21 protein-coding genes are annotated in these 19,105 nt (G+C 69.9%); 11 read left to right on the forward strand and 10 right to left on the reverse strand.

Features of this window, described 5'->3' with window-relative positions; genetic code table 11:
- Window positions 1–3: 3 nt before the first annotated feature.
- Complete coding sequence (locus ACWD3E_RS30550) at window positions 4–303, reverse strand: PLD nuclease N-terminal domain-containing protein (protein ID WP_451390802.1); 300 nt, start codon at window positions 301–303, stop codon at window positions 4–6.
- Window positions 304–379: 76 nt separating this feature from the next.
- On the opposite strand from ACWD3E_RS30550, the gene ACWD3E_RS30555 reads away from it, so the two are divergent.
- The 7 genes from ACWD3E_RS30555 (at window position 380) to ACWD3E_RS30585 (ending at window position 6,335) form a co-directional block, all read left to right on the forward strand.
- Entirely contained in the window at window positions 380–1,837 is a 1,458-nt protein-coding gene (locus ACWD3E_RS30555; RefSeq protein WP_451390803.1) for a menaquinone biosynthesis decarboxylase, read from the forward strand.
- Complete coding sequence (gene mqnP / locus ACWD3E_RS30560) at window positions 1,834–2,736, forward strand: menaquinone biosynthesis prenyltransferase MqnP (RefSeq protein WP_451390804.1); 903 nt, start codon at window positions 1,834–1,836, stop codon at window positions 2,734–2,736. The genes ACWD3E_RS30555 and mqnP overlap by 4 nt, the downstream gene beginning before the upstream one ends.
- Window positions 2,737–2,798: 62 nt before the next feature.
- Window positions 2,799–3,449: a UbiX family flavin prenyltransferase gene (locus ACWD3E_RS30565; protein ID WP_451390909.1), complete on the forward strand. Its 651-nt coding sequence runs from the start codon at window positions 2,799–2,801 to the stop codon at window positions 3,447–3,449.
- An 84-nt stretch (window positions 3,450–3,533) separates the two neighbouring features.
- Entirely contained in the window at window positions 3,534–3,989 is a 456-nt protein-coding gene (locus ACWD3E_RS30570) for an Lrp/AsnC family transcriptional regulator (RefSeq protein WP_451352869.1), read from the forward strand.
- 37 nt (window positions 3,990–4,026) lie between these two features.
- Window positions 4,027–5,190, forward strand: coding sequence for an aminofutalosine synthase MqnE (gene mqnE / locus ACWD3E_RS30575; RefSeq protein WP_451390910.1), 1,164 nt, complete (start codon window positions 4,027–4,029; stop codon window positions 5,188–5,190).
- A 117-nt stretch (window positions 5,191–5,307) separates the two neighbouring features.
- Window positions 5,308–5,619 (forward strand): DUF4229 domain-containing protein, encoded by a 312-nt coding sequence (locus ACWD3E_RS30580; protein ID WP_451390805.1) that lies wholly within the window; start codon window positions 5,308–5,310, stop codon window positions 5,617–5,619.
- 17 nt (window positions 5,620–5,636) lie between these two features.
- A complete protein-coding gene (locus ACWD3E_RS30585; RefSeq protein ID WP_451390806.1) occupies window positions 5,637–6,335 on the forward strand; it encodes a TetR/AcrR family transcriptional regulator in 699 nt (232 codons plus the stop codon).
- On the opposite strand, the gene ACWD3E_RS30590 is transcribed toward ACWD3E_RS30585, so the two are convergent.
- The gene (locus tag ACWD3E_RS30590) at window positions 6,332–7,207 is read right to left on the reverse strand and encodes a MaoC family dehydratase (protein ID WP_451390807.1); all 876 of its coding nucleotides are present in this window, start codon (window positions 7,205–7,207) and stop codon (window positions 6,332–6,334) included. The two genes, ACWD3E_RS30585 and ACWD3E_RS30590, sit on opposite strands and share 4 nt — an antisense overlap.
- A 285-nt stretch (window positions 7,208–7,492) precedes the next feature.
- Here ACWD3E_RS30590 and ACWD3E_RS30595 point away from each other — a divergent pair, with 285 nt between their 5' ends.
- Window positions 7,493–9,421 (forward strand): AMP-dependent synthetase/ligase, encoded by a 1,929-nt coding sequence (locus tag ACWD3E_RS30595; protein ID WP_451390808.1) that lies wholly within the window; start codon window positions 7,493–7,495, stop codon window positions 9,419–9,421.
- Between the two features lie 41 nt (window positions 9,422–9,462).
- On the opposite strand, the gene ACWD3E_RS30600 is transcribed toward ACWD3E_RS30595, so the two are convergent.
- From ACWD3E_RS30600 to ACWD3E_RS30610, 3 genes are all read right to left on the reverse strand, one after another.
- Window positions 9,463–10,320: a peptidase gene (locus ACWD3E_RS30600; RefSeq protein WP_451390809.1), complete on the reverse strand. Its 858-nt coding sequence runs from the start codon at window positions 10,318–10,320 to the stop codon at window positions 9,463–9,465.
- Between the two features lie 187 nt (window positions 10,321–10,507).
- On the reverse strand, window positions 10,508–11,911 hold the full coding sequence (locus tag ACWD3E_RS30605; RefSeq protein WP_451390810.1) for a beta-propeller fold lactonase family protein: 1,404 nt from the start codon (window positions 11,909–11,911) through the stop codon (window positions 10,508–10,510).
- A 304-nt stretch (window positions 11,912–12,215) separates the two neighbouring features.
- Entirely contained in the window at window positions 12,216–12,764 is a 549-nt protein-coding gene (locus tag ACWD3E_RS30610; RefSeq protein ID WP_451390811.1) for a hypothetical protein, read from the reverse strand.
- A gap of 256 nt (window positions 12,765–13,020) precedes the next feature.
- Here ACWD3E_RS30610 and ACWD3E_RS30615 point away from each other — a divergent pair, with 256 nt between their 5' ends.
- Complete coding sequence (locus ACWD3E_RS30615) at window positions 13,021–13,920, forward strand: LysR family transcriptional regulator (RefSeq protein WP_451390812.1); 900 nt, start codon at window positions 13,021–13,023, stop codon at window positions 13,918–13,920.
- A gap of 70 nt (window positions 13,921–13,990) precedes the next feature.
- Here ACWD3E_RS30615 and ACWD3E_RS30620 read toward each other — a convergent pair whose 3' ends face one another.
- Window positions 13,991–14,641 (reverse strand): class I SAM-dependent methyltransferase, encoded by a 651-nt coding sequence (locus ACWD3E_RS30620; RefSeq protein ID WP_451390813.1) that lies wholly within the window; start codon window positions 14,639–14,641, stop codon window positions 13,991–13,993.
- Between the two features lie 114 nt (window positions 14,642–14,755).
- On the reverse strand, window positions 14,756–15,409 hold the full coding sequence (locus ACWD3E_RS30625; RefSeq protein WP_451390814.1) for a class I SAM-dependent methyltransferase: 654 nt from the start codon (window positions 15,407–15,409) through the stop codon (window positions 14,756–14,758).
- Window positions 15,410–15,493: 84 nt separating this feature from the next.
- On the opposite strand from ACWD3E_RS30625, the gene ACWD3E_RS30630 reads away from it, so the two are divergent.
- On the forward strand, window positions 15,494–17,104 hold the full coding sequence (locus ACWD3E_RS30630) for a serine/threonine-protein kinase (RefSeq protein WP_451390815.1): 1,611 nt from the start codon (window positions 15,494–15,496) through the stop codon (window positions 17,102–17,104).
- Here the strand turns inward: ACWD3E_RS30630 and ACWD3E_RS30635 are convergent.
- The gene (locus ACWD3E_RS30635) at window positions 17,101–17,415 is read right to left on the reverse strand and encodes an AzlD domain-containing protein (RefSeq protein WP_451390816.1); all 315 of its coding nucleotides are present in this window, start codon (window positions 17,413–17,415) and stop codon (window positions 17,101–17,103) included. The two genes, ACWD3E_RS30630 and ACWD3E_RS30635, sit on opposite strands and share 4 nt — an antisense overlap.
- The gene (locus ACWD3E_RS30640; RefSeq protein ID WP_451390817.1) at window positions 17,412–18,113 is read right to left on the reverse strand and encodes an AzlC family ABC transporter permease; all 702 of its coding nucleotides are present in this window, start codon (window positions 18,111–18,113) and stop codon (window positions 17,412–17,414) included. Before ACWD3E_RS30640 ends, ACWD3E_RS30635 begins: the two co-directional genes overlap by 4 nt.
- A gap of 68 nt (window positions 18,114–18,181) precedes the next feature.
- Here ACWD3E_RS30640 and ACWD3E_RS30645 point away from each other — a divergent pair, with 68 nt between their 5' ends.
- Window positions 18,182–18,754, forward strand: coding sequence for a helix-turn-helix domain-containing protein (locus ACWD3E_RS30645; RefSeq protein WP_451390818.1), 573 nt, complete (start codon window positions 18,182–18,184; stop codon window positions 18,752–18,754).
- A 92-nt stretch (window positions 18,755–18,846) separates the two neighbouring features.
- Here ACWD3E_RS30645 and ACWD3E_RS30650 read toward each other — a convergent pair whose 3' ends face one another.
- On the reverse strand, window positions 18,847–19,050 hold the full coding sequence (locus tag ACWD3E_RS30650) for a cold-shock protein (protein WP_003992177.1): 204 nt from the start codon (window positions 19,048–19,050) through the stop codon (window positions 18,847–18,849).
- Window positions 19,051–19,105: the final 55 nt, after the last annotated feature.

The following is a 19,105-nucleotide window of genomic DNA, read 5'->3' on the forward strand; positions in this document are numbered from 1 at the left end:
GGGTCACTCGCCCTTGGGGTCGTCCTTGCCGAGGGACTTCAGGAACTCGGGGTTGTCGTCCGGGGCGACCCAGGCGCCGCCCGTGCCGGCGACGCCGACGCCGCCGTACGCCGCGGTCCGGCGGGCCCTGCCGGTGATCAGCCAGGCGAGCGGGCCGAACAGCACCTCGCCGAAGAGCAGGATGATGATCACCCACACCACCTTGGGCAGATGGCGGACGTCTTCGTCGGGCGTGTTCAGACAGTCCACGAACGCGTAGATCCACAACGCCAGGACCAGCAGGAACGGCAGATACCTCAGCATCGTCGTGCGCTCTCCCCGTGCTCTGGGACGGCCCCGGTGACCGGCCCAGCGTATCGGGTGACAGATACTGGGTCGCATGGCTTACGACGATCTTCGCTCCCTCCTGCGGGCGCTGGAGCGTGAGGGTGACCTCAAGCGCATCAAGGCCGAGGTCGACCCCTACCTGGAGGTCGGCGAGATCGTCGACCGGGTGCAGAAGTCCGGGGGCCCGGCGCTGCTCTTCGAGAACGTGAAGGGCTCCGCCATGCCCCTCGCGATGAACGTCTTCGGCACCGACCGGCGCCTGCTGAAGGCCCTCGGCCTGAAGTCGTACGGCGAGATCTCCGAGAAGATCGGCGGCCTGCTGCGCCCCGAGCTGCCGCACGGCTTCGTGGGCGTGCGCGAGGCCTTCGGGAAGCTCGGCGCGATGGCGCACGTGCCACCGAAGAAGGTGAAGCCGGACAACGCCCCGGTGCAGGAGGTCGTCCTGCACGGCGACGAGGTGGACCTGGACCGGCTGCCGGCGCTGTTCACCTGGCCGCAGGACGGCGGCTCCTTCTTCAACCTGGGCCTGACCCACACCAAGGACCCGGAGACGGGCATCCGCAACCTGGGGCTCTACCGCCTCCAGCGCCACGACAAGCGCACGATCGGCATGCACTGGCAGATCCACAAGGACAGCCGCAACCACTACCAGGTGGCGGCCAGGCGCGGCGAGCGCCTGCCGGTGGCCATCGCCTTCGGCTGCCCGCCGGCGGTGTCCTACGCCTCCACGGCGCCGCTCCCCGGGGACATCGACGAGTACCTCTTCGCCGGGTTCCTCGCGGGCAAGCGGATCGAGATGGTCGACTGCAAGACGGTCCCGCTCCAGGTGCCCGCGAACGCCGAGGTCGTCCTGGAGGGCTGGCTGGAGCCGGGCGAGATGCTGCCGGAGGGCCCCTTCGGCGACCACACGGGCTTCTACACCCCGCAGGAGCCGTTCCCGGCCCTCCGGATCGACTGCGTGACGATGCGGAAGCGCCCGCTGCTCCAGTCGATCGTCGTCGGCAGGCCCCCCACGGAGGACGGCCCCCTCGGCCGCGCCACGGAGCGTTTCTTCCTGCCGCTGCTGAAGATCATCGTCCCGGACATCGTGGACTACCACCTGCCCGAGGCAGGCGGCTTCCACAACTGCGCGATCGTCTCGATCGACAAGAAGTACCCCAAGCACGCGCAGAAGGTGATGCACGCGATCTGGGGGGCGCACATGATGTCCCTCACCAAGCTGATCGTGGTCGTGGACTCCGACTGCGACGTCCACGACCTGCACGAGGTCGCCTGGCGCGCCCTCGGCAACACCGACTACGCCCGTGACCTCACGGTCGTGGAAGGCCCCGTCGACCACCTCGACCACGCCTCCTACCAGCAGTTCTGGGGCGGCAAGGCCGGCATCGACGCGACGAAGAAGTGGCCCGAGGAGGGCTACACGAGGGACGGAGGCTGGCCGGAGATGGTCCTGTCGGACCCGAAGACGGCCGCGCTGGTGGACCGTCGCTGGCGGGAGTACGGCCTGTGACCAGCGCATCCGCTGCGCTTGCGCAGCCAGGACGGACCAAGGCGTTCCTTCGCCTGGTGATGATCGAGCACTCGGTCTTCGCGCTGCCCTTCGCCTACATCGCCGCGCTGACCGCGATGTACGAGTGGGACAAGAACATCCACTGGAGCCGGCTGCTGCTGGTCACCATCTGCATGGTCGGCCTGCGTACGTTCGCCATGGCGGTCAACCGGATCATCGACCGGGAGATCGACGCCCGTAACCCGCGTACGGCACACCGGGAACTCGTCACGGGCGCGATGTCCGTCCGCCACGCCTGGACCGGCGCCCTGATCGCCCTGGTGATCTTCCTCGGGGCGGCGGCCCTGCTGAACCCGCTCTGCCTGGCCCTGGCCCCCGTCGCGGTGATCCCGATGGTGGTCTACCCCTACGGGAAGCGCTTCACGAACTTCCCGCAGGCCATCCTGGGCCTGGCCCAGGCGATGGGCCCGGTCGGCGGCTGGCTGGCCATCTCCGGCACCTGGAACTGGGACGCGGTGATCCTCGGCCTGGCCGTGGGCATCTGGATCGGCGGCTTCGACCTGATCTACGCCTGCCAGGACGTGGAGACCGACCGCCAGGTCGGCGTCATGTCGGTCCCGGCCCGCTTCGGCGTCCCGGCGGCGATCTGGGGCGCCCGCGTCTGCCACGCGATCACGACGGCCCTCTTCGCCTGGTACGCCCTGCGCACCGACGCCGGCGCGTTCTTCTGGCTGGGCCTGCTGATCGTGGCGGGAGCGTTCGTCTACGAACACACGATCGTCCGCCCCCACGACCTGTCCCGCGTGAACAGGGCGTTCTTCAGCGTCAACGGGTTCATCGGCATCGCGCTGTTCGTGTGCTCCCTGCTTGATCTGCTGGTCCGGGGTCTGACGGTCTGAGTGCATCGCGCCCCAGTCCCCGCCGGTACGCTCAAGGTGTGAACGCAGGAGAAAAGCAGCGCGTGCCTTGGATCGTGGGGGTGTCCGGGGCGTCCGGTACGCCCTATGCCGCCGCCGTGCTGCGTGCGCTCCTGGACGCGGGGGAGGCCGTCGACCTGGTGGTCAGCCGGGCCTCGCGGCTGACCCTGCTGGACGAGACGCAGATCTCCTTCCGGGACGCGCACTGGCAGGACGACCTGCGGGAATGGCTGTCGCTCGGGGCCGACGGGAAGCCCGGGACCTTCGATGTCGACGTGGCAAAGATGCGGTACTGGAGCGCCGGGGACCTCGCCGCCGGGCCGTCCTCCGGGTCGTACCGCTCCAAGGGCATGCTGATCGTGCCCGCCTCGACCGCCTGCGTGGCCGGTGTCGCGCTCGGTCTGTCGAAGGACCTGCTCCAGCGCGCGGCCAGCGTCACGCTCAAGGAGCGCCGCCGTCTGGTCGTGGCCGTACGGGAGAGCCCGCTGAACGGGCAGACCCTGCGGCACCTGGTCGCCCTGGACGACGCGGGCGCGAGCGTGGTGCCGGCCTCCCCGGCGTTCTACGCGGGCGCCACCCACATCCAGGACCTGGTGGACTTCGTCGCCGGGCGGGTGCTGGACGCGGCGGGCGTCGGGCACCGGCTCTACCGCCGCTGGGAGGGCGAACTCGGGGGCGGGACCCGGACGACGTGAGAGCACCGGCAGTCAGCTGAGCAAGTCGCAGTACCTCTCATCACTTCAGGAACACAGAACTTTCCAGGGGAAGGCTTCGATCGCATGGACGCCGTGGACAGGCAGCTCATCCAGGCCCTGAGGGAGAACGGCCGGGCCTCCTACGCGGAGCTGGGGCGCCTCGTCGGCCTGTCGGGCCCCAGCGTCACCGACCGCATCAACCGGCTGGAGGCGGCCGGTGTCATCACGGGCTACCGCGCCACCGTGAACGCGGCCTCCCTCGGCCTCGGTGTCACCGCGCTGATCGGCATCTCGCTCTCCGACGCCGCCGACCACGAGGACGTGGCCCAGCGGCTGAAGGAACTCCCCGAGATCGAGGACTGCTGGTTCATCGCCGGTGACGACTCCTTCATGCTCAAGGTCCGGGCGGCGGACGTCGACGGCCTGGAGAAGATCATCCGCCGGCTGTCCGGCACGAAGGGCGTCTCCCGGACCCGTACCACGATCGTGCTCTCCACCAAGTGGGAGAACCGGGTCGGGGAACTGCCGGAAGAGGTGTAGGGCTACGGTTACTGGGTCGTCGAGGAAAGGGATGAGCATGGACGTCGGGCTCAAGCGCGAGCTGGAGGACAAGGTCCGCTCCGGTGAACGGCTGACCCGCGAGGACGGCATCGCGCTGTACGAGTCGGACGACCTGGCCTGGCTGGGCGGCCTCGCGCACGAGGTGCGGACGCGCAAGAACGGTGACGTCGTGCACTTCAACGTCAACCGGCACCTCAACATGACGAACGTGTGCACCGCGTCCTGCGCCTACTGCTCGTTCCAGCGCAAGCCGGGCGAGAAGGACGCGTACACGATGCGCATCGAGGAGGCGGTCAAGCTCGCCAAGGCGATGGAGAGCGACAACCTCACCGAGCTGCACATCGTCAACGGCCTGCACCCGAGCCTGCCGTGGCGGTACTACCCGCGCTCCCTGCGTGAGCTGAAGGCCGCCCTTCCGAACGTCTCCCTCAAGGCGTTCACGGCGACGGAGATCCACCACTTCGAGACCATCTCCGGGCTCTCCGCCTCCGAGATCCTCGACGAGCTGATCGACGCGGGCCTGGAGTCCCTCACCGGCGGCGGTGCCGAGATCTTCGACTGGGAGGTCCGGCAGCACATCGTGGACCACAGGACCCACTGGGAGGACTGGTCCCGCATCCACCGCCTGGCGCACGAGAAGGGTCTGAAGACCCCGTGCACCATGCTCTACGGCCACATCGAGGAGCCCCGCCACCGCGTGGACCACGTGCTGCGCCTGCGTGAACTCCAGGACGAGACCGGCGGCTTCCAGGTCTTCATCCCGCTGCGCTACCAGCACGACTTCGTGGACATGAAGGACGGCAAGGTACGCAACACCCTCCAGGCCCGTACCCAGATGGCGACCGGCGCCGAGGCGCTGAAGACCTTCGCCGTCTCCCGGCTGCTCTTCGACAACGTCCCGCACGTGAAGGTCTTCTGGGTCATGCACGGCGTGCAGACCGCCCAGCTCGCCCTCCAGCACGGCGCGGACGACATGGACGGCTCGGTGGTCGAGTACAAGATCACCCACGACGCGGACAACTTCGGCACGCCGAACAAGCTGACCCGCGAGGACCTGCTGGAGCTGATCCGCGACGCCGGTTTCCGGCCGGTGGAGCGCAACACCCGCTACGAGATCATCCGCGAGTACGACGGCCCGGACCCGCTGCGCCGCGAGTCGCCGCAGCCGATGCGCGTCTGAAGCCTTCGGCGGACCCAGGGGCTCCGCCCCCCTGTCAAGATCGGCAGGGGGGCGTGCTTCACTGGACGATGCCTCTTGTGGGGTTTCGGACCGTACGACACGGAAGAGTGGATTGAGATGCTCCGCTACACGCTGATGCGCCTCGGCATCTTCGCCGGCTGCCTCGTGGTCGTCTGGGGAGCCGTCTACTCGGGCATCTTCCCGCACGGCTACGGCGACTCGAACTTCCTGTGGGTGCTCCTGCTGTCCCTGGTGCTGTCGGCGCCGCTCAGCTGGGTGCTGCTGCGCAAGGAGCGGGACCGGGCCTCGGAGCGGATCGCGGGCCGGGTCGACCGGATGAAGGCCAACCTGGAGGCCAACATCGAGGCCAACCGCAGCCAGGAGGACGTGGCCGACGACGCCGCGCGGGCGCAGGGCCAGACCTCCTGACGCCATAGGCTTTCCCCATGGGTGGGGCGAAGACCAAGCGGATGCCGCGTGCGGTGCGTGAGCAGCAGATGCTCGACGCCGCAGTACGGATTTTCGGCGAGCGTGGCTACATGGCCGCCTCGATGGACGAGATCGCCGAACTCGCCGGTGTGTCAAAGCCGTTGGTCTACCTGTACCTCAACTCCAAGGAAGACCTCTTCACCGCCTGCATCCGCCGCGAGGCCACCGCTCTCACGGAGGCCGTCCGCGCCGGAGTGTGCCCGGAGCTGCCCGCTGACCGCCAGCTCTGGGACGGGCTGCTGGCGTTCTTCGCGCACACCGGCGAGCACCCCGACGCCTGGTCCGTGCTGCACCTCCAGGCCCGTACCCACGGTGAGCCCTTCGCCGCCGAGGTCGCGGCGATGCGCGAGGAGATCGTCGAGTTCGCCACCCGGCTGATCGCGGTCGCGGCCCGGGACGCACTCCCTCGCGCTCGAACATGCTCGCGCGGGGGGACCCCCATGGTTCCGGGCCTGCCCGAGCGCGAGGTCGCCGGGCTCGCCGAGGCCCTGGTGGGCGCCGCCGAGTCCCTCGCCGCCTGGGCGAACACCACCCCCGGCACGACGCCCCGCCAGGCGGCGGCCACCCTGATGAACTTCGCCTGGTCGGGCCTGGGGAACCTGCTGGAGGGCCGGCCCTGGACTCCGCCCACGCCTCCGGCCCCTGCTGCGGACTAGCCCACCTCTCCCGACAGGTGCAACCTCCCCCACGCTCGAACATGCTCGCGCGGGGGGACCCCCATCCCTCCGCCCCCACGCAGCTCGAAGCGCCCGGAGCCGTCCGCCCCGTACGTCACCGTCCCCGGGAGCAGTACCGGTGCCCGGAAGTGTGCGCGGACCGTGGTCGCGGCGGGGGTGCCGTGGGCGGCCAGGCAGCGGGACACCGTCCACATGCCGTGTGCGATGGCGCGCGGGAAGCCGAAGAGGCGGGCGGTGAGGGGGTGCAGGTGGATGGGGTTGCGGTCGCCGGAGACGGCGCCGTAGCGCCGGCCGATGTCCTCGGCGAGGCGCCACTCGGCCAGCACGGGAAGCGGAGGCGCAGGCTCGTCCCGTGACTGTGCGGACCCGTCGTCGTTCCGGTGCCGGGCGAGGTAGGTGCTCCGCGACTCCCATACGGTGTCCCCGCCGGCCCGCAGTTCGGTGACCACCGTGGCTTCGGTGCCGCGTCGGTGCGGGGCCAACCCGTCGACGTGGACGGCGAGTTCGTACTCCCCGGTGGCGGGCAGGCTGCCGCGGCGGACAAGCTCGATCGACGTGTGGACCAGGCCCAGCAGCGGCAGCGGGAAGTCCCGGCCGCTCATCAGGCGCATGGCCGGCGCGAAGCCGAGGATGTGGGGATACGTCACCGGCAGCGTGTCGTCCCCGGTGGGGAAGCCGCACACCCGCTTGTAGGCGGCGAGCCGGGCCGGGTCGACGCGCAGGCCGGGCAGGACGAGCCGGGTGCGCGGGTACGACGCGTCCGGGGCCGGGCGCTTGAAGGGGGAGCGCAGGGCGCCGCGCGCCAGCAGCGGCGCGAGCGCGGGCGTGCCGGTCAGGTAGCGGTCGGCCATGTGCAACTCCCGCACGGCTGGGGACCAAAGTGGTTACTCTGAAGTAAGGTTACCGAAGGTAAGTCTTTGTCGCCGGTGAGGAGAAGGGCGAAGACGAGATTGACCCGGGACCATCCCCGGACGACCCCCGAACCCGCACAATCCCCCCACAACGGCACCGTACGATCACCCGACTGAACCGCCGGTAATCCCTTTCTGCGGCCCGCCGCCGGTGAACGCCTCGGCAGCCGAGGCCCGTACGCATTGCAGCAAGCAGTCGACCGCTGCACGCCCGAGGAGCCGCCAGTGTCCACCCCGTACCCGAACGCCGCCCTCGTCTCCGCCACCGACTACGACGGCAACCCGGTGCTGGTGACGCCCGAGACGAAACGGCTGGACGGCGCGGTACGGGAGGCGTCCGTACCACCCTTCGCGCCCCCGGTGACGCACGGCTCGCTCGCCGACCTGCCGTTCGACAACGCCGAGGCGGTCCCCGGCTCCGTCGTCCTCAGCCGCAGGCTGTCCGACGGCAGTTGGCGGGACGTCACGGCGGCCGGCTTCGCCGAGCAGGTGCTGGCCGCGGCGAAGGGCCTGATCGCGGAGGGGCTGGTGCCGGGCGACCGCATCGCCGTCATGGCCCGGACGACATACGAGTGGACGCTGCTCGACTTCGCCGCCTGGGCGGCCGGCCTGGTCACCGTGCCGGTCTACCCCACCTCCTCCGTCTACCAGACCCGCTGGATCCTGCACGACTCCGGCGCGGTCGCCCTGGTCACCGAGACCACCGAACAGGCCTCCGCCATCGGCCCCGAACTCCAGCACCTGCCCGAGCTGCGCCACCTGTGGGTGATGGACAAGGGGCACGTGGAGCTGCTGGGCCAGGCGGGCGCGCACGTCCCGGACACCGAAGTGGCCGTACGCCGGGGCATGCTGGGCCCCGACACCCTCGCCACGCTCATCTACACCTCGGGCACCACCGGCCGCCCCAAGGGCTGCGCCCTCTCGCACGGCAACTTCTTCGCCGAGGTCGACAACGCCATCGAACTCCTCTACCCGATCTTCAAGGCGAAGACGGGCGAGGAGCCGTCCGTCCTCCTCTTCCTCCCGATGTCCCACGTCTTCGGACGCATGGTGGCGATCGCCTGCGTGCGCGCCCGTGTCCGGCTCGGGCACGCGCCCAGCCTGAAGGCGCAGGACCTGCTCCCGGACCTGGCCGCCTTCAAGCCGACCTGCCTGCTGACCATCCCCTACATGCTGGAGAAGGTCTTCAACTCCGCTCGGGCCCAGGCGGAGGCGGGCGGCAGGCTCACCGCCTTCGACCGCGCGGTCGCCGTCGCCCGGCGCTACGGCGAGGCACTGGAGGCCAGGCAGACGGGCACCGGAAGCGGCCCGAACCGGGCCCTGAAGACCGCCCGTTCCTTCTACGACCCCCTCGTCTACCGGCGCATCCGGGCGGCGATGGGCGGCCGGGTGAAGTACGCCATCTGCGGCGGCTCCCCGCTCGGCCGGCGCCTCGCCGCGTTCTACGCGGGCGCGGGCATCGAGATCTTCGAGGGCTACGGCCTGACGGAGACCGCCGGCGCCACCACGGTCACCCCACCTCTCAAGCCCCGCCTGGGCACGGTGGGTTGGCCGCTTCCCGGCACCCGGGTGCGGATCGCGGCGGACGGCGAGATCCTGCTCGCGGGCGACCACGTCCTGCGCGGCTACTGGGACCCGCAGGCCGGGGGAGTCGTCCCCGCGACCCGGGACGGCTGGCTGGCCACCGGGGACATCGGCGAGCTGGACGAAGAGGGCTATCTGATCATCACCGGCCGCAAGAAGGAGCTGCTGATCACGTCCGGCGGCAAGTCGGTGGCCCCGGCCCCGCTGGAGAACTGGCTCCGCCAGCACCCGCTGATCTCCCAGGTCATGCTGGTCGGCGACGGCCGCCCCTACGTCTCCGCGCTCATCACCCTCGACCCCGACGGCATCACCCACTGGCGCCAGATGCGCGGCAAGCACCCGGTACCGCCGGAACTCCTCGTCGGTGACGTGGAGTTGGAGTCGGTCCTGCAACGGGCGGTGGAGGAGGCGAACAAGCTGGTCTCGCGACCCGAGTCCATCCGCCGCTTCGCGGTGCTGCCCGTGGACTTCACGGAGGAGGCGGGCCACCTGACCCCGTCGATGAAGCTGCGCCGGGAGCGGATAGCGGCGGACTTCACGAAGGAGATAGCGGGCCTGTACGGGGGCTGAGGCCCTGTGCCAAGCCCGTTTGCGGCAGGCGGGAGAGAAATTCAGGAAACGGCTGTTCCTCCCGCTTCTTGTGGTGCTGGTGTCGGCCTTCGCTCGTTTCGCCGACGGCGTCGGCGGATCACCAGGACGAGTACGCAAGCGGCCAGGGCCGTGGCTGCGGCGGCTGCGGCGTAGAGGAAGGTGCGAGGTCTGGCCTTCTCTTTGGCAAGCGTCACGGTTGCTGTGCTGGTCCGTTCCACTGTTCCGCTCCGCAGCGTCAGCTTGGCTTTCCAAGGACCGTCGGGCAGGCCTGGATCAAGGGGAACGGTGACGGTGCCCATCCCGTGAGAGGCGAGTGTGACGACGGAGGCCACTCGGAAGGGGCCTGCGCTGATGCCGCCGGGGCCGTCGCGAAGGTCGAGTGACCCGTTCAGGTCCACCGCTCGCCTGCCAAGGTTGCGGACGGCTGCGGTAATGCTGGGACGGCCCTGTTTGTCACGCGCGCCCGTCATCGTCTCGATCTTGAAGTCGGAGAGGGGCTCTCCGCCCGGCCCGATGTCCAAGTAGATCCGCAGTCCCACGCGGGTGATGCTGCCGATGTTGTGGGTGGCGTCCGCTGCCATGCGGTTTTCGGCCCATACGACGGCGTAGCGCTCTCCGGCTTGTGCGGTCCGTGCCACATTGATCGTGATTTCGGCTTTGGCTTTCGAATGCGGGCCCAGGATCACGAAGGGGGGTTTGACACGGGTCCACTGAGTCAGTTCGTTGGGTGTGTGCTTCGCGGCGAAGGTGAACCCGTCCTTCTCGATGGAGGCGGCGGCCGCGTACAGGTCGATGCGACGTGCGGCGGACGACTTGTTGGAGATCTCGATACCGCGCTTGATCGTCGTGCCCGGGTTGAGGTGGTCGACGATATACATCCGTGCCCGTGGGTCGTTCCGCAGCGCGACAGGGGCTTCGAGCAGCCGGATGCCGAAGGATCCCGGCCCTTTGTCCGCTGCGCTCGCTGAGGTGATGCCGGCCGGAGTCAGGACACCCAGGGCGATCGCCGCCGCGGCGAGAGCCGCGGCGGCGATCAGGGTGAGGCTCCGGTGTTGCGGCGATGGTTTACGCCACAGAATGGGTCACCGTCCCGGTGTAGGTGCCGGCGACTGCGGCTGCGGGTACGGCGACGTCCAGGGTGGGGTTCCAGCTGACGGAGTTGTTTCCGGAACCGCTCGGATGGCTGAACGCGGTTCGGGCGGAGGCGAGCGTCCCTGCCGTGCCCGCAGTGAACGGTCCGTTGACGGGGGAGATCGAGGCTCCGGGGGTGTAGGTCGTGGCGCTGCCGGTGATGGGGCTGCCGCCGGTGGTGGTGAAGGCATCGGTCAGTGAGGCGGTGGCCACCCAGCTGGCATCGGCCAGCGAACGCTGGTCGCTCACCGTGACCTGGCCGAGCTGGCCGGTGGCGGTATTGCCCGGGGTGACCGCGCTCAGGGTGGCCGAGTTGGGAACGGCGATGGTCAGGCCGTCCGTGGGGGTGACCTGGAATGTGGTCACCTCGCCCCCCTGGTCCGGGGAGGCCGCCGATCCTGCCGGTCCGCCGCCGACGGCGAGGAGGGTGGCGCCGGCCGTGTCGTTGGAGGTGTCGATCACGGACACGTTGTTGGACTTCTCGTTGGAGACGTAGGCCTTGTCACCCTTCCCGGTGACGGTGACCCCGAGCGGGCCGGTGCCGATGTTCGTCGTGATGGTGGTGGAAACGGCGTCAGTGGTGGTGTTGATCACCGACACACTGTTCGCATCGTTGTTCGTGACGTAGGCCTTGGCCCCGTTGGGAGTCACGGCCACCCCTCGGGGGCCGTTGCCTACGGCGATGGGGGTGGCGCCGACACTGTCGGTGGCAGTATTGATCACCGACACGTTGTCCGAGCCTCCGTTGGTGACGTAGGCCTTGGCTCCGTTGGGAGTCACGGCCACCGCGTCGGGAAGCGTGCCGACAGTGATGGTGGAGCTGACCGTGTCGGTGGCGGTGTTGATGACCGACACGTTGTTCGAGCCTGCGTTGGTGACGTAGGCCTTGGCGCCGTTGGGAGTGACGGCCACCCCGATGGGATTCGAGCCGACGGTGATGGGGGTGGCGCCGACGGTGTCGTTCGCGGTGTTGATCACTGAGACGGTGCCATCGGTGGAATTGACCACGTAGGCCTTTGTGCCGTCAGGGGTGACGGCCACCCCCATGGGTCCGCCGCCGACGGCGATGGTCGCGCTTACGGTGTTGTTGGCGGTGTTGATGACCGACACGTTGTTCGAGCCGTTGTTCGTGACGTAGGCCTTGGTGCCGTTCGGGACGATGGCCACGCCGAAGGGAGTGGTGCCGACGGCGATCGGGGCGGCACCGACGGTGTCGTTCGTGGTGTTGATCACCGAGACGGTGTTATCGGCGTCATTGGCCACATAGACGTAGTTCGACGAGGCGGCGGCTGCAGGAGGCGCAGCGGCCACGGGCAGGACCAACGAGGCCACCGCCATCAAACCCACCATGGCCCGTCGCCCAGCTGATACGCGTTCACCCCCTCTCCGCCGTCCGAACCATCCCCGAGGCCGTCCTTCGGGGCGGCCACCAAATTCCGGCCGACAGGCCGGGTATCCGAGCACGGAGACCTCCGCGTCCACGATGGTGACGCCCGTGCACACGCCAAGGCGCCGAGATCATCTGCGATGACTCGGAGGTCAATTTATGGGCATTGCATACCGCGATAACCGGAATTGAAATAGAGCGTGTCGTATTCTTTTTATATGCTAAATAACTCCCTGGGTGGCCGGCCGACGGGACTCAGGCCACTGAATGCGTCACCACGCCCCGGTAGACCCCGGCCACCCCGTCGGCGGGCACATGGACGATCAAAGCGGGGTTCCATGCAACAGAGTTGCTGCCGGAACCGCTCGGATGGCTGAACGCCATACGGACGTTGGCCAGGCTCCCGGGGTGACCGGGGGTGAACGGTCCGTTGAACGCATCGATCGCCGCTCCGGGGTGGTAGGCCACGTGACCTCCGGAGATCGTCTCATCGAAGTCGGGTGAACCGGCCGTGAAGTCCTCGCTCACGGTGACGGTGGCTACCCAGGAGGCATCCCGCGCGGCCCGCTCGTCGGTGACGCGAACTTCGCCGAGGCGGCCGGAGGCCGCGTCCCCCGGAGGCGCACCGGACAGCAAGGCGACGCAGGGAGCGGATACATACAGGCCCCCAGGCGCGACCACCTCGAACCTCACCCGGGTGTCTGCGCTGTCCGCGCGGTCCGCGCTGTCACCCGCGCCGACTGGCGCAGCGCCCAGCGCAGCGACCGCCCCGGCCGCGAGGAGGACGCCTCTCGCCAGTGACATCGCACTACTGTTGCCGTTTGTCATAAGTGCACGATATGTAACAAAATATGACTATACGTCTTTTATGCCACCAAATGGCGGACCCGGTGAGGGTCGGCACCCGCTCCGGCCTGCTCCCGTCTCGTCCGGACTCGACGGGGGCGCGGAGCGGGTTGCCGCCTGGGTCGATCGCGGCCCGCCGTCGATCCTCGTACGGCCTCCGAAGCCAGTCAATCCTTGGGTTTCCTCGCCAAATCCAAGTGTTAGCTTGGGTGTTGTGACGCTGGACGACCTTCGTGTGTTCGTGGCCGTGTGCCGTGCGGGCAGCCTCAGTTCCGTCGCGCGGGAGCTGGGCTGCACCCAGTCGGCCGTCAGCCAGCACGTCAAACGGCTGGAACGGGAGACCGGGGTGGCTCTGCTGGAACGCCAGCCGCGCGGGGTGGTCCCCACGCAGGCCGGCCGCATACTCGAAGCCGCCGCGACCGAGGGGATCTCCGGACTCGACCTGGCGGTACGGCAGTTGCGGGACCTTGTCGACGGGCACAGCGGCTACGTCCGTGTGGCCACCGGCGCTACGACCGTCCGGCACTTCATGTCGGACGCCGTGGTCACGTTCCGCCGCCGCCACCCCCGGGTCAACCTCGAATTCCGGACGGTCAGTTCGGGCCGCGGCAGCTTCGACGCGCTCTCCGACGGCACCCTCGACCTGGCCTGGATCACCGTCGGCCCGCCGGTCCGGGGGATCGAGCAGCGGACGGTGGCGGAGTTGCCGTGGCTGCTCGCCGTACGCGCCGACGACCCTCTGGCCGGGCGGTCCGCTCTTGATGCTGCTGAGCTGGCCGACGTCCGGCTCATCCGGCTCCCGCCGAACTCCACCTCCGCCGCCCACCTCGACGCGGCCTGCGCCGAGCTGGGCGTGAGGTTCGGCTACGACACGAGCGTCGCCGACTGGGATACCGCGTTGCTGCTGGCCGAGCTGGGGGTGGGGCGGGCGGTGGTACCGGCCGTACCCGGGCTGCCGGTGCCGGGGGAGGGGGAGCTGCGGCTCGTCCCGCTGCCGGGGTTGCGCCCGTTGCCGGTCGGCTGGGCCGTGCGCCGCTGGGACGCCCTCAGCCCTCCGGCGCGGGCGTTCGCGGACACGGTCGTCGAATGCCGGTCCCGCGTCGGGGTGGGGTGAGCGACAGGTCCGCCCACACGGTCCAGCCGACGTCCCGGTCCTTCACCTCACCCTCTCCCCGTCCTCGTGGTCAGCCTTCCTTACGGGCGAACAGGAACGCCTGCGGGACCGACTCACCCAGCCCCTTGTCCGGTTCGCGCACGGTGCTGGACCGCAGCACGAAACCGGCGTCGGCCAGCAGCTCGGCGATCTGCTCGGGTCGGCGCCGGTGGAAGGCCACGGTGACCGCGTGCCCCCATGGCCGGTCGGGGTGAAGCGGCGCGTCACCCACCTGGAAGCCGAGCAGGAGTTGCCCGCCCGGGGCCAGCACGCGGTGGAACTCGGCGAAGAGCGCGGGGAGTTCGCCATCCGGAACGTGGATGCTCGAGTACCAGGAGACGGCACCCGCCAGCGAGCTGTCGGCCAGGTCGAGGTCGAGCATCGAGCCCTGCTCGTAGCGGAGTTCGGGGTGTTCGCGGCGGGCGATCGCGAGCATGGACTCGGACAGGTCGATCCCGAAGGCGGACAGTCCGAGGGAGACGAGGTGCGCGGTGACCTGGCCGTCGCCGCAGCCGAGGTCGGCCACGACCCCGCCCGGGCCGACCTCCTCGGCGTACGCGCCGAACAGGGCCCGCTCCAGCGGTGTGCGGCCGATCACGCCCTGGAAGTGCTTGGCGTAGTCCTCGGCGACGGTGTCGTAGAAGGTGCGCGTTGCGTTCAGGAAGTCCTCGGTGTCGGTCATGGGAAGGGACCGTAGCGGGCCGCACTTGAGTGCTGTTCGAGTAGCGGACGGTGGCGGAGTTGCCGTGGTTGCTCGCGCTACGCGCCGAGGACGAGACCCCGACCGTCCTCCTGGTCAGCCTTCCTTCTGGGCGAACAGGAACGCCTGCGGGATCGACTCCGCCAAGCCTTCGTCGCCCGGTTCGCGCACGGTGCTGGACCGCAGCGCGAAACCGGCGTCGGCCAGCAGCTCGGCCATGTCCTGTGGGCGGCGCCGGTGGAAGTCCAAGGTGACCGCGTGCCCCCACGGCTGGTCGAGGCGACGCGGCACGTCGCCCACCTGGAAGGCGAGCAGGAGTTGCCCGCCCGGGGCGAGTACGCGATGGAACTCGCCGAACAGCGCGGGGAGTTCGTCCAGGGGCGTGTGGATGCTGGAGTACCAGGAGACGACACCCGCCAGCGAGCCGGAGGCCATGGGGAGGTCCAGCATGGAGCCCTGCTCGAAACGCAGTTCAGGGTGGTTGCGGCGGGCGATCGCGACCATGGACTCGGACAGATCGAGCCCGAAGACGGACAGGCCCAGCGAGGCGAGGTGGCCGGTGGCCACGCCGGGGCCGCAGCCGAGGTCGGCCACGGTCCCCCCGGGCCCGACCAGTTCGGCGTACGCACGGAGCAGCGCCCGCTCCAGCGGCTTGTCGACGAGATGGTCGCCGAAGTGGCCGGCGTAGTCCTCGGCCACGGTGTCGTAGAAGGTGCGCGTGGCGGCCAGGAAGTCCTCGGCGTCGGTCATGGGGAGGGACCCTAGCGGGCCGTACTGACAACCCCGTTTAGGCTGCTGGCGTTGCCAAAGCAGTTGAACGGGGGGCGCGGGCCGATGAACCATGCGACGGAGGTTTTCGAGCCACTCCAGGCGGACGATCCACCCGTGGTGGCCGGGTACCGGCTCGCCGCCCGGCTGGGGGCGGGTGGCATGGGCCGGGTCTACCTCTCGCACACGCAGGGTGGCCGTCCCGTGGCGATCAAGGTGGTGCGGCCGGAGCTGGCGGACGACCCGGGCTTCCGGCGGCGGTTCGGCAGGGAGATCGAGGCTGCCCGGCGGGTCCGCGGCGCGTACACCGCCGAGCTGATCGATGCGGACGCGGACGGCGTACCGCCGTGGCTGGCCACGCTGTACGTGCCCGGTTCGTCCCTGACGGAGGCCGTGGCCCGGCGCGGGCCGCTGCCGGCGGCGGCGGTGCTGTGGCTGATGGCAGGCGTGGCCGAGGCGTTGCAGGCCATCCATGCCGAGGGCATCGTGCACCGGGACCTGAAGCCGTCGAACGTGCTGTTGGCCGCCGACGGGCCGCGGGTGATCGACTTCGGCATCGCGCTGGCCGCGGACGGGACCTCGTACACGGCGACGGGGGGCACGATCGGCACACCCTCCTTCATGGCTCCGGAGCAGGCGTCCGGAGGTGAGGTCACGGCGGCGACCGATGTCTTCGCCCTCGGCCAGACCGCGGCGTTCGCGGCGCTGGGCAGGCCGCTGTACGGCGACGGCCAGGCGCTCAACGTGCTGTACCGGATCGTCCACTCGGAACCGGATCTGACCCTGCTGCCCGAGCCGCTGCGTCCGCTGTTCGCCCGGTGCCTGGCCGCCGATCCGGCGGAGCGGGCCACTCCGGCGGAGGTCGTGGAGTGGTGCCGGCAGCGGCTGGGCGCGGACGTCGGCGCGGGCGGGGGGCCCGCCGTGTGGCGGGAGATCACCGGGCCGGAGGTCGCGGTCCCGGCGCCCGTGTCCGACCCCACCCCGGCGTACCCGCAGCCGCTGATCGGGTACGCGCGGACGACGGCCGGGTGGCCGCAGCCGACCCCGGAGCAGCGGAAGGCCCGCAGGCGGCGCGCCGCACTCATCACGGCCGCGGGTGTGGCGGGTGGCGCGCTGCTGGTGACGGCCCTGGCGTGGTCGCTCATGGATGCGAAGGACCGGCGCGGCGAGCGGGACACGGCCGGCTCCAAGACGTCTGCCACGGGCCCGGCCGCACGGTCGTCGGCCTCCTCGCCGGCTTCCGCGCCGGGGTCCGCGTCCGGAGCTTCGCAGTCCTCCTCGGCCACGCCCCGGGAGCCGCAGCCCGAGCCGTACGCCCCGGTGATGCTGGACGCGAAGAACCCGCTGAGCCTCAAGGACCCGGACGCCCGTTCGAAGAACCGGAAGCGGGACATCCGTTTCGATTGCAAGACGGTCAGCTGCGAACTGGAGAGCGACACCAGTGTGTTCGTCCAGATCTTCGGCGGGCACGGCACCACCCTCGACATGTGCCGTCTCATGCTCGCGCACGAGAAGAGACACACCCTCCCGCTGGCCGCGGCGGCGAACGGCACCGAGATCTGCATCAAGGACGCCTCGGGAGACATAGGGCTGTTCGTGATCCAGACGAAGTCGACCGCGATGCCGGACATCGCCTTCCTCCAGGGGGACCTGACGGTCTGGCGGGACGCGGCCTAGCTCACCCCGGCAAGTCGCAGCAGCGCCGTCGTCGCCGCGGCGGCCAGGACCACCACGGCGAAGGGGGCCCGGCGCCAGGCCAGGGCGGCGCCGGTCAGGACCCCGGCGGGGCGGGCCCAGCCCGCGAAGCCGCCGCCCTCGGTCAGGGCACCCGTGGCCAGCAGGGCGACGAGCAGGACGACAGCCCCGGTCATGGCCAGCTCCTGCACCCGGGGCGGTATCTCCACCCGCCCGTGCAGCACGGGCCCCACCAGCCGGAAGGCGTACGTGCCGACGGCCAGGGCCAGGATCACGACGACGGTGGCATTCATGCGGGGGCCTCCACGGGCGACGGTCGGCGGTGCAGGAACAGTCCGGCCAGGGCGAGCAGCACCGGCACCCCGGCAGGCACCGCAGGCGTCACCGCGAGGGCGATCGCGGCGCCGAGCAGGGCGCATCGCCGTACCGTCGCGTCCGCGCGCAGCGACGGCAGGACCAGGGCCACCAGAACCGCGGGGAAGGCGGCGTCGAGGCCGTAGCGGGCGGTGTCGCCGAGGGCGCTCCCGGCCAGGGCGCCCGCCAGCACGCCGGTGTTCCATACAGCGAACAGGCCGAGCCCGGAGATCCAGAACGCCCTCCGCTGCCGTACCGGGTCCGGCTGGGCGAGGGCGAAGGCGACCGTCTCGTCGGTGACGAGGTGGGCGCCCAGGAAGCGGCTCACCCGGCTCGTGCCGATGATCTCGGCGACGGCCAGGCTGAAGGCCGCCGTACGGGTGTTCAGGAGGAGCCCGGTGGCCGCCGCGGCCAGCGGGCCGCCCCCGGCGATCAGGATGCCGACCGCGCTGAACTGGGCCGACCCGGCGTACACCACGAGCGACATCAGCACCGGCACCCATACCGGCAGCCCGCCGGCCACGGAGACGGCGCCGAAGGAGACGCCGACGATGCCGCTGGCCAGCCAGACGAGTGAACTGTCCCGGACGAGGGAACGGTCGCCGGATGTTCGGAGTGTTCGGAGAAGCGAACGCATGTTTCCTACAATGAACAGCAGAACACCTGTCCGTCAAGGCGAACGATCGTACCGATGGAGCGAACGACATGGCCGATGCACCCGGGGCCCCCGCGCGACTCCCGATGGAGTGGATCGCCGCCTCCCTCAAACGCGAGCGCGCCCGCGTCGGCCTGTCCCTGTCCGAGCTGGCCAAGCGCGCCGGAATCGCGAAGTCCACGCTCTCCCAGCTGGAGGCGGCGAGCGGGAACCCGAGCATGGAGACGATCTGGGCGCTCGCGGTGGCGCTCGGGGTGCCGTTCAGTGCGCTGGTGGAGCCGCCCGTGCCCGCCGTACAGGTGATCCGGGCCGGCGCGGGCCCCGCGGTCCACTCCGATCAGTCCAGCTATCTGGCCTCGCTGCTGTCCGCGTGCCCGCCGGGCGCGCGCCGGGACATTTACTACGTGTGGCTGGAGCCGGGGACCGTCCGGGATTCCGAGCCGCACATTCCGGGGACCACCGAGCACATCGTGGTCACGGAGGGGAAAGTGAAGGCCGGGCCGCGCGGGGAAGGCGTGGAGCTGGGGCCCGGGGACTACATGTCGTACCGGGGGGACGTTCCGCATACGTACGAGGCGCTCACCACCGGAACGAAGTTCGTTCTGATCATGCAGCATATGTGAACGCGAATTGAACAGAAAAAGGCAGGAGCCCCGTCGCCGTACGGCGTGGGGCTCCTTGGGTACTGCTCTCAGGTTCTGCGATCAGGCAGAGATCAGACGGGGGTGACGTTCTCCGCCTGCGGACCCTTCGGGCCCTGCGTCACGTCAAAGCTCACCTGCTGGTTCTCCTCGAGGGAGCGGAAGCCGGAGGCGTTGATCGCGGAGTAGTGAACGAAGACGTCGGGGCCGCCGCCCTCCTGGGCGATGAAGCCAAAGCCCTTTTCGGCGTTGAACCACTTAACGGTTCCGGTAGCCATAAGCCCTCCTTGGGCTCAAAAGGGTTGCCCTGCTCCAGAACCTGCAAGTGCGAAA

The organism is Streptomyces sp. NPDC002676, assembly GCF_053592455.1.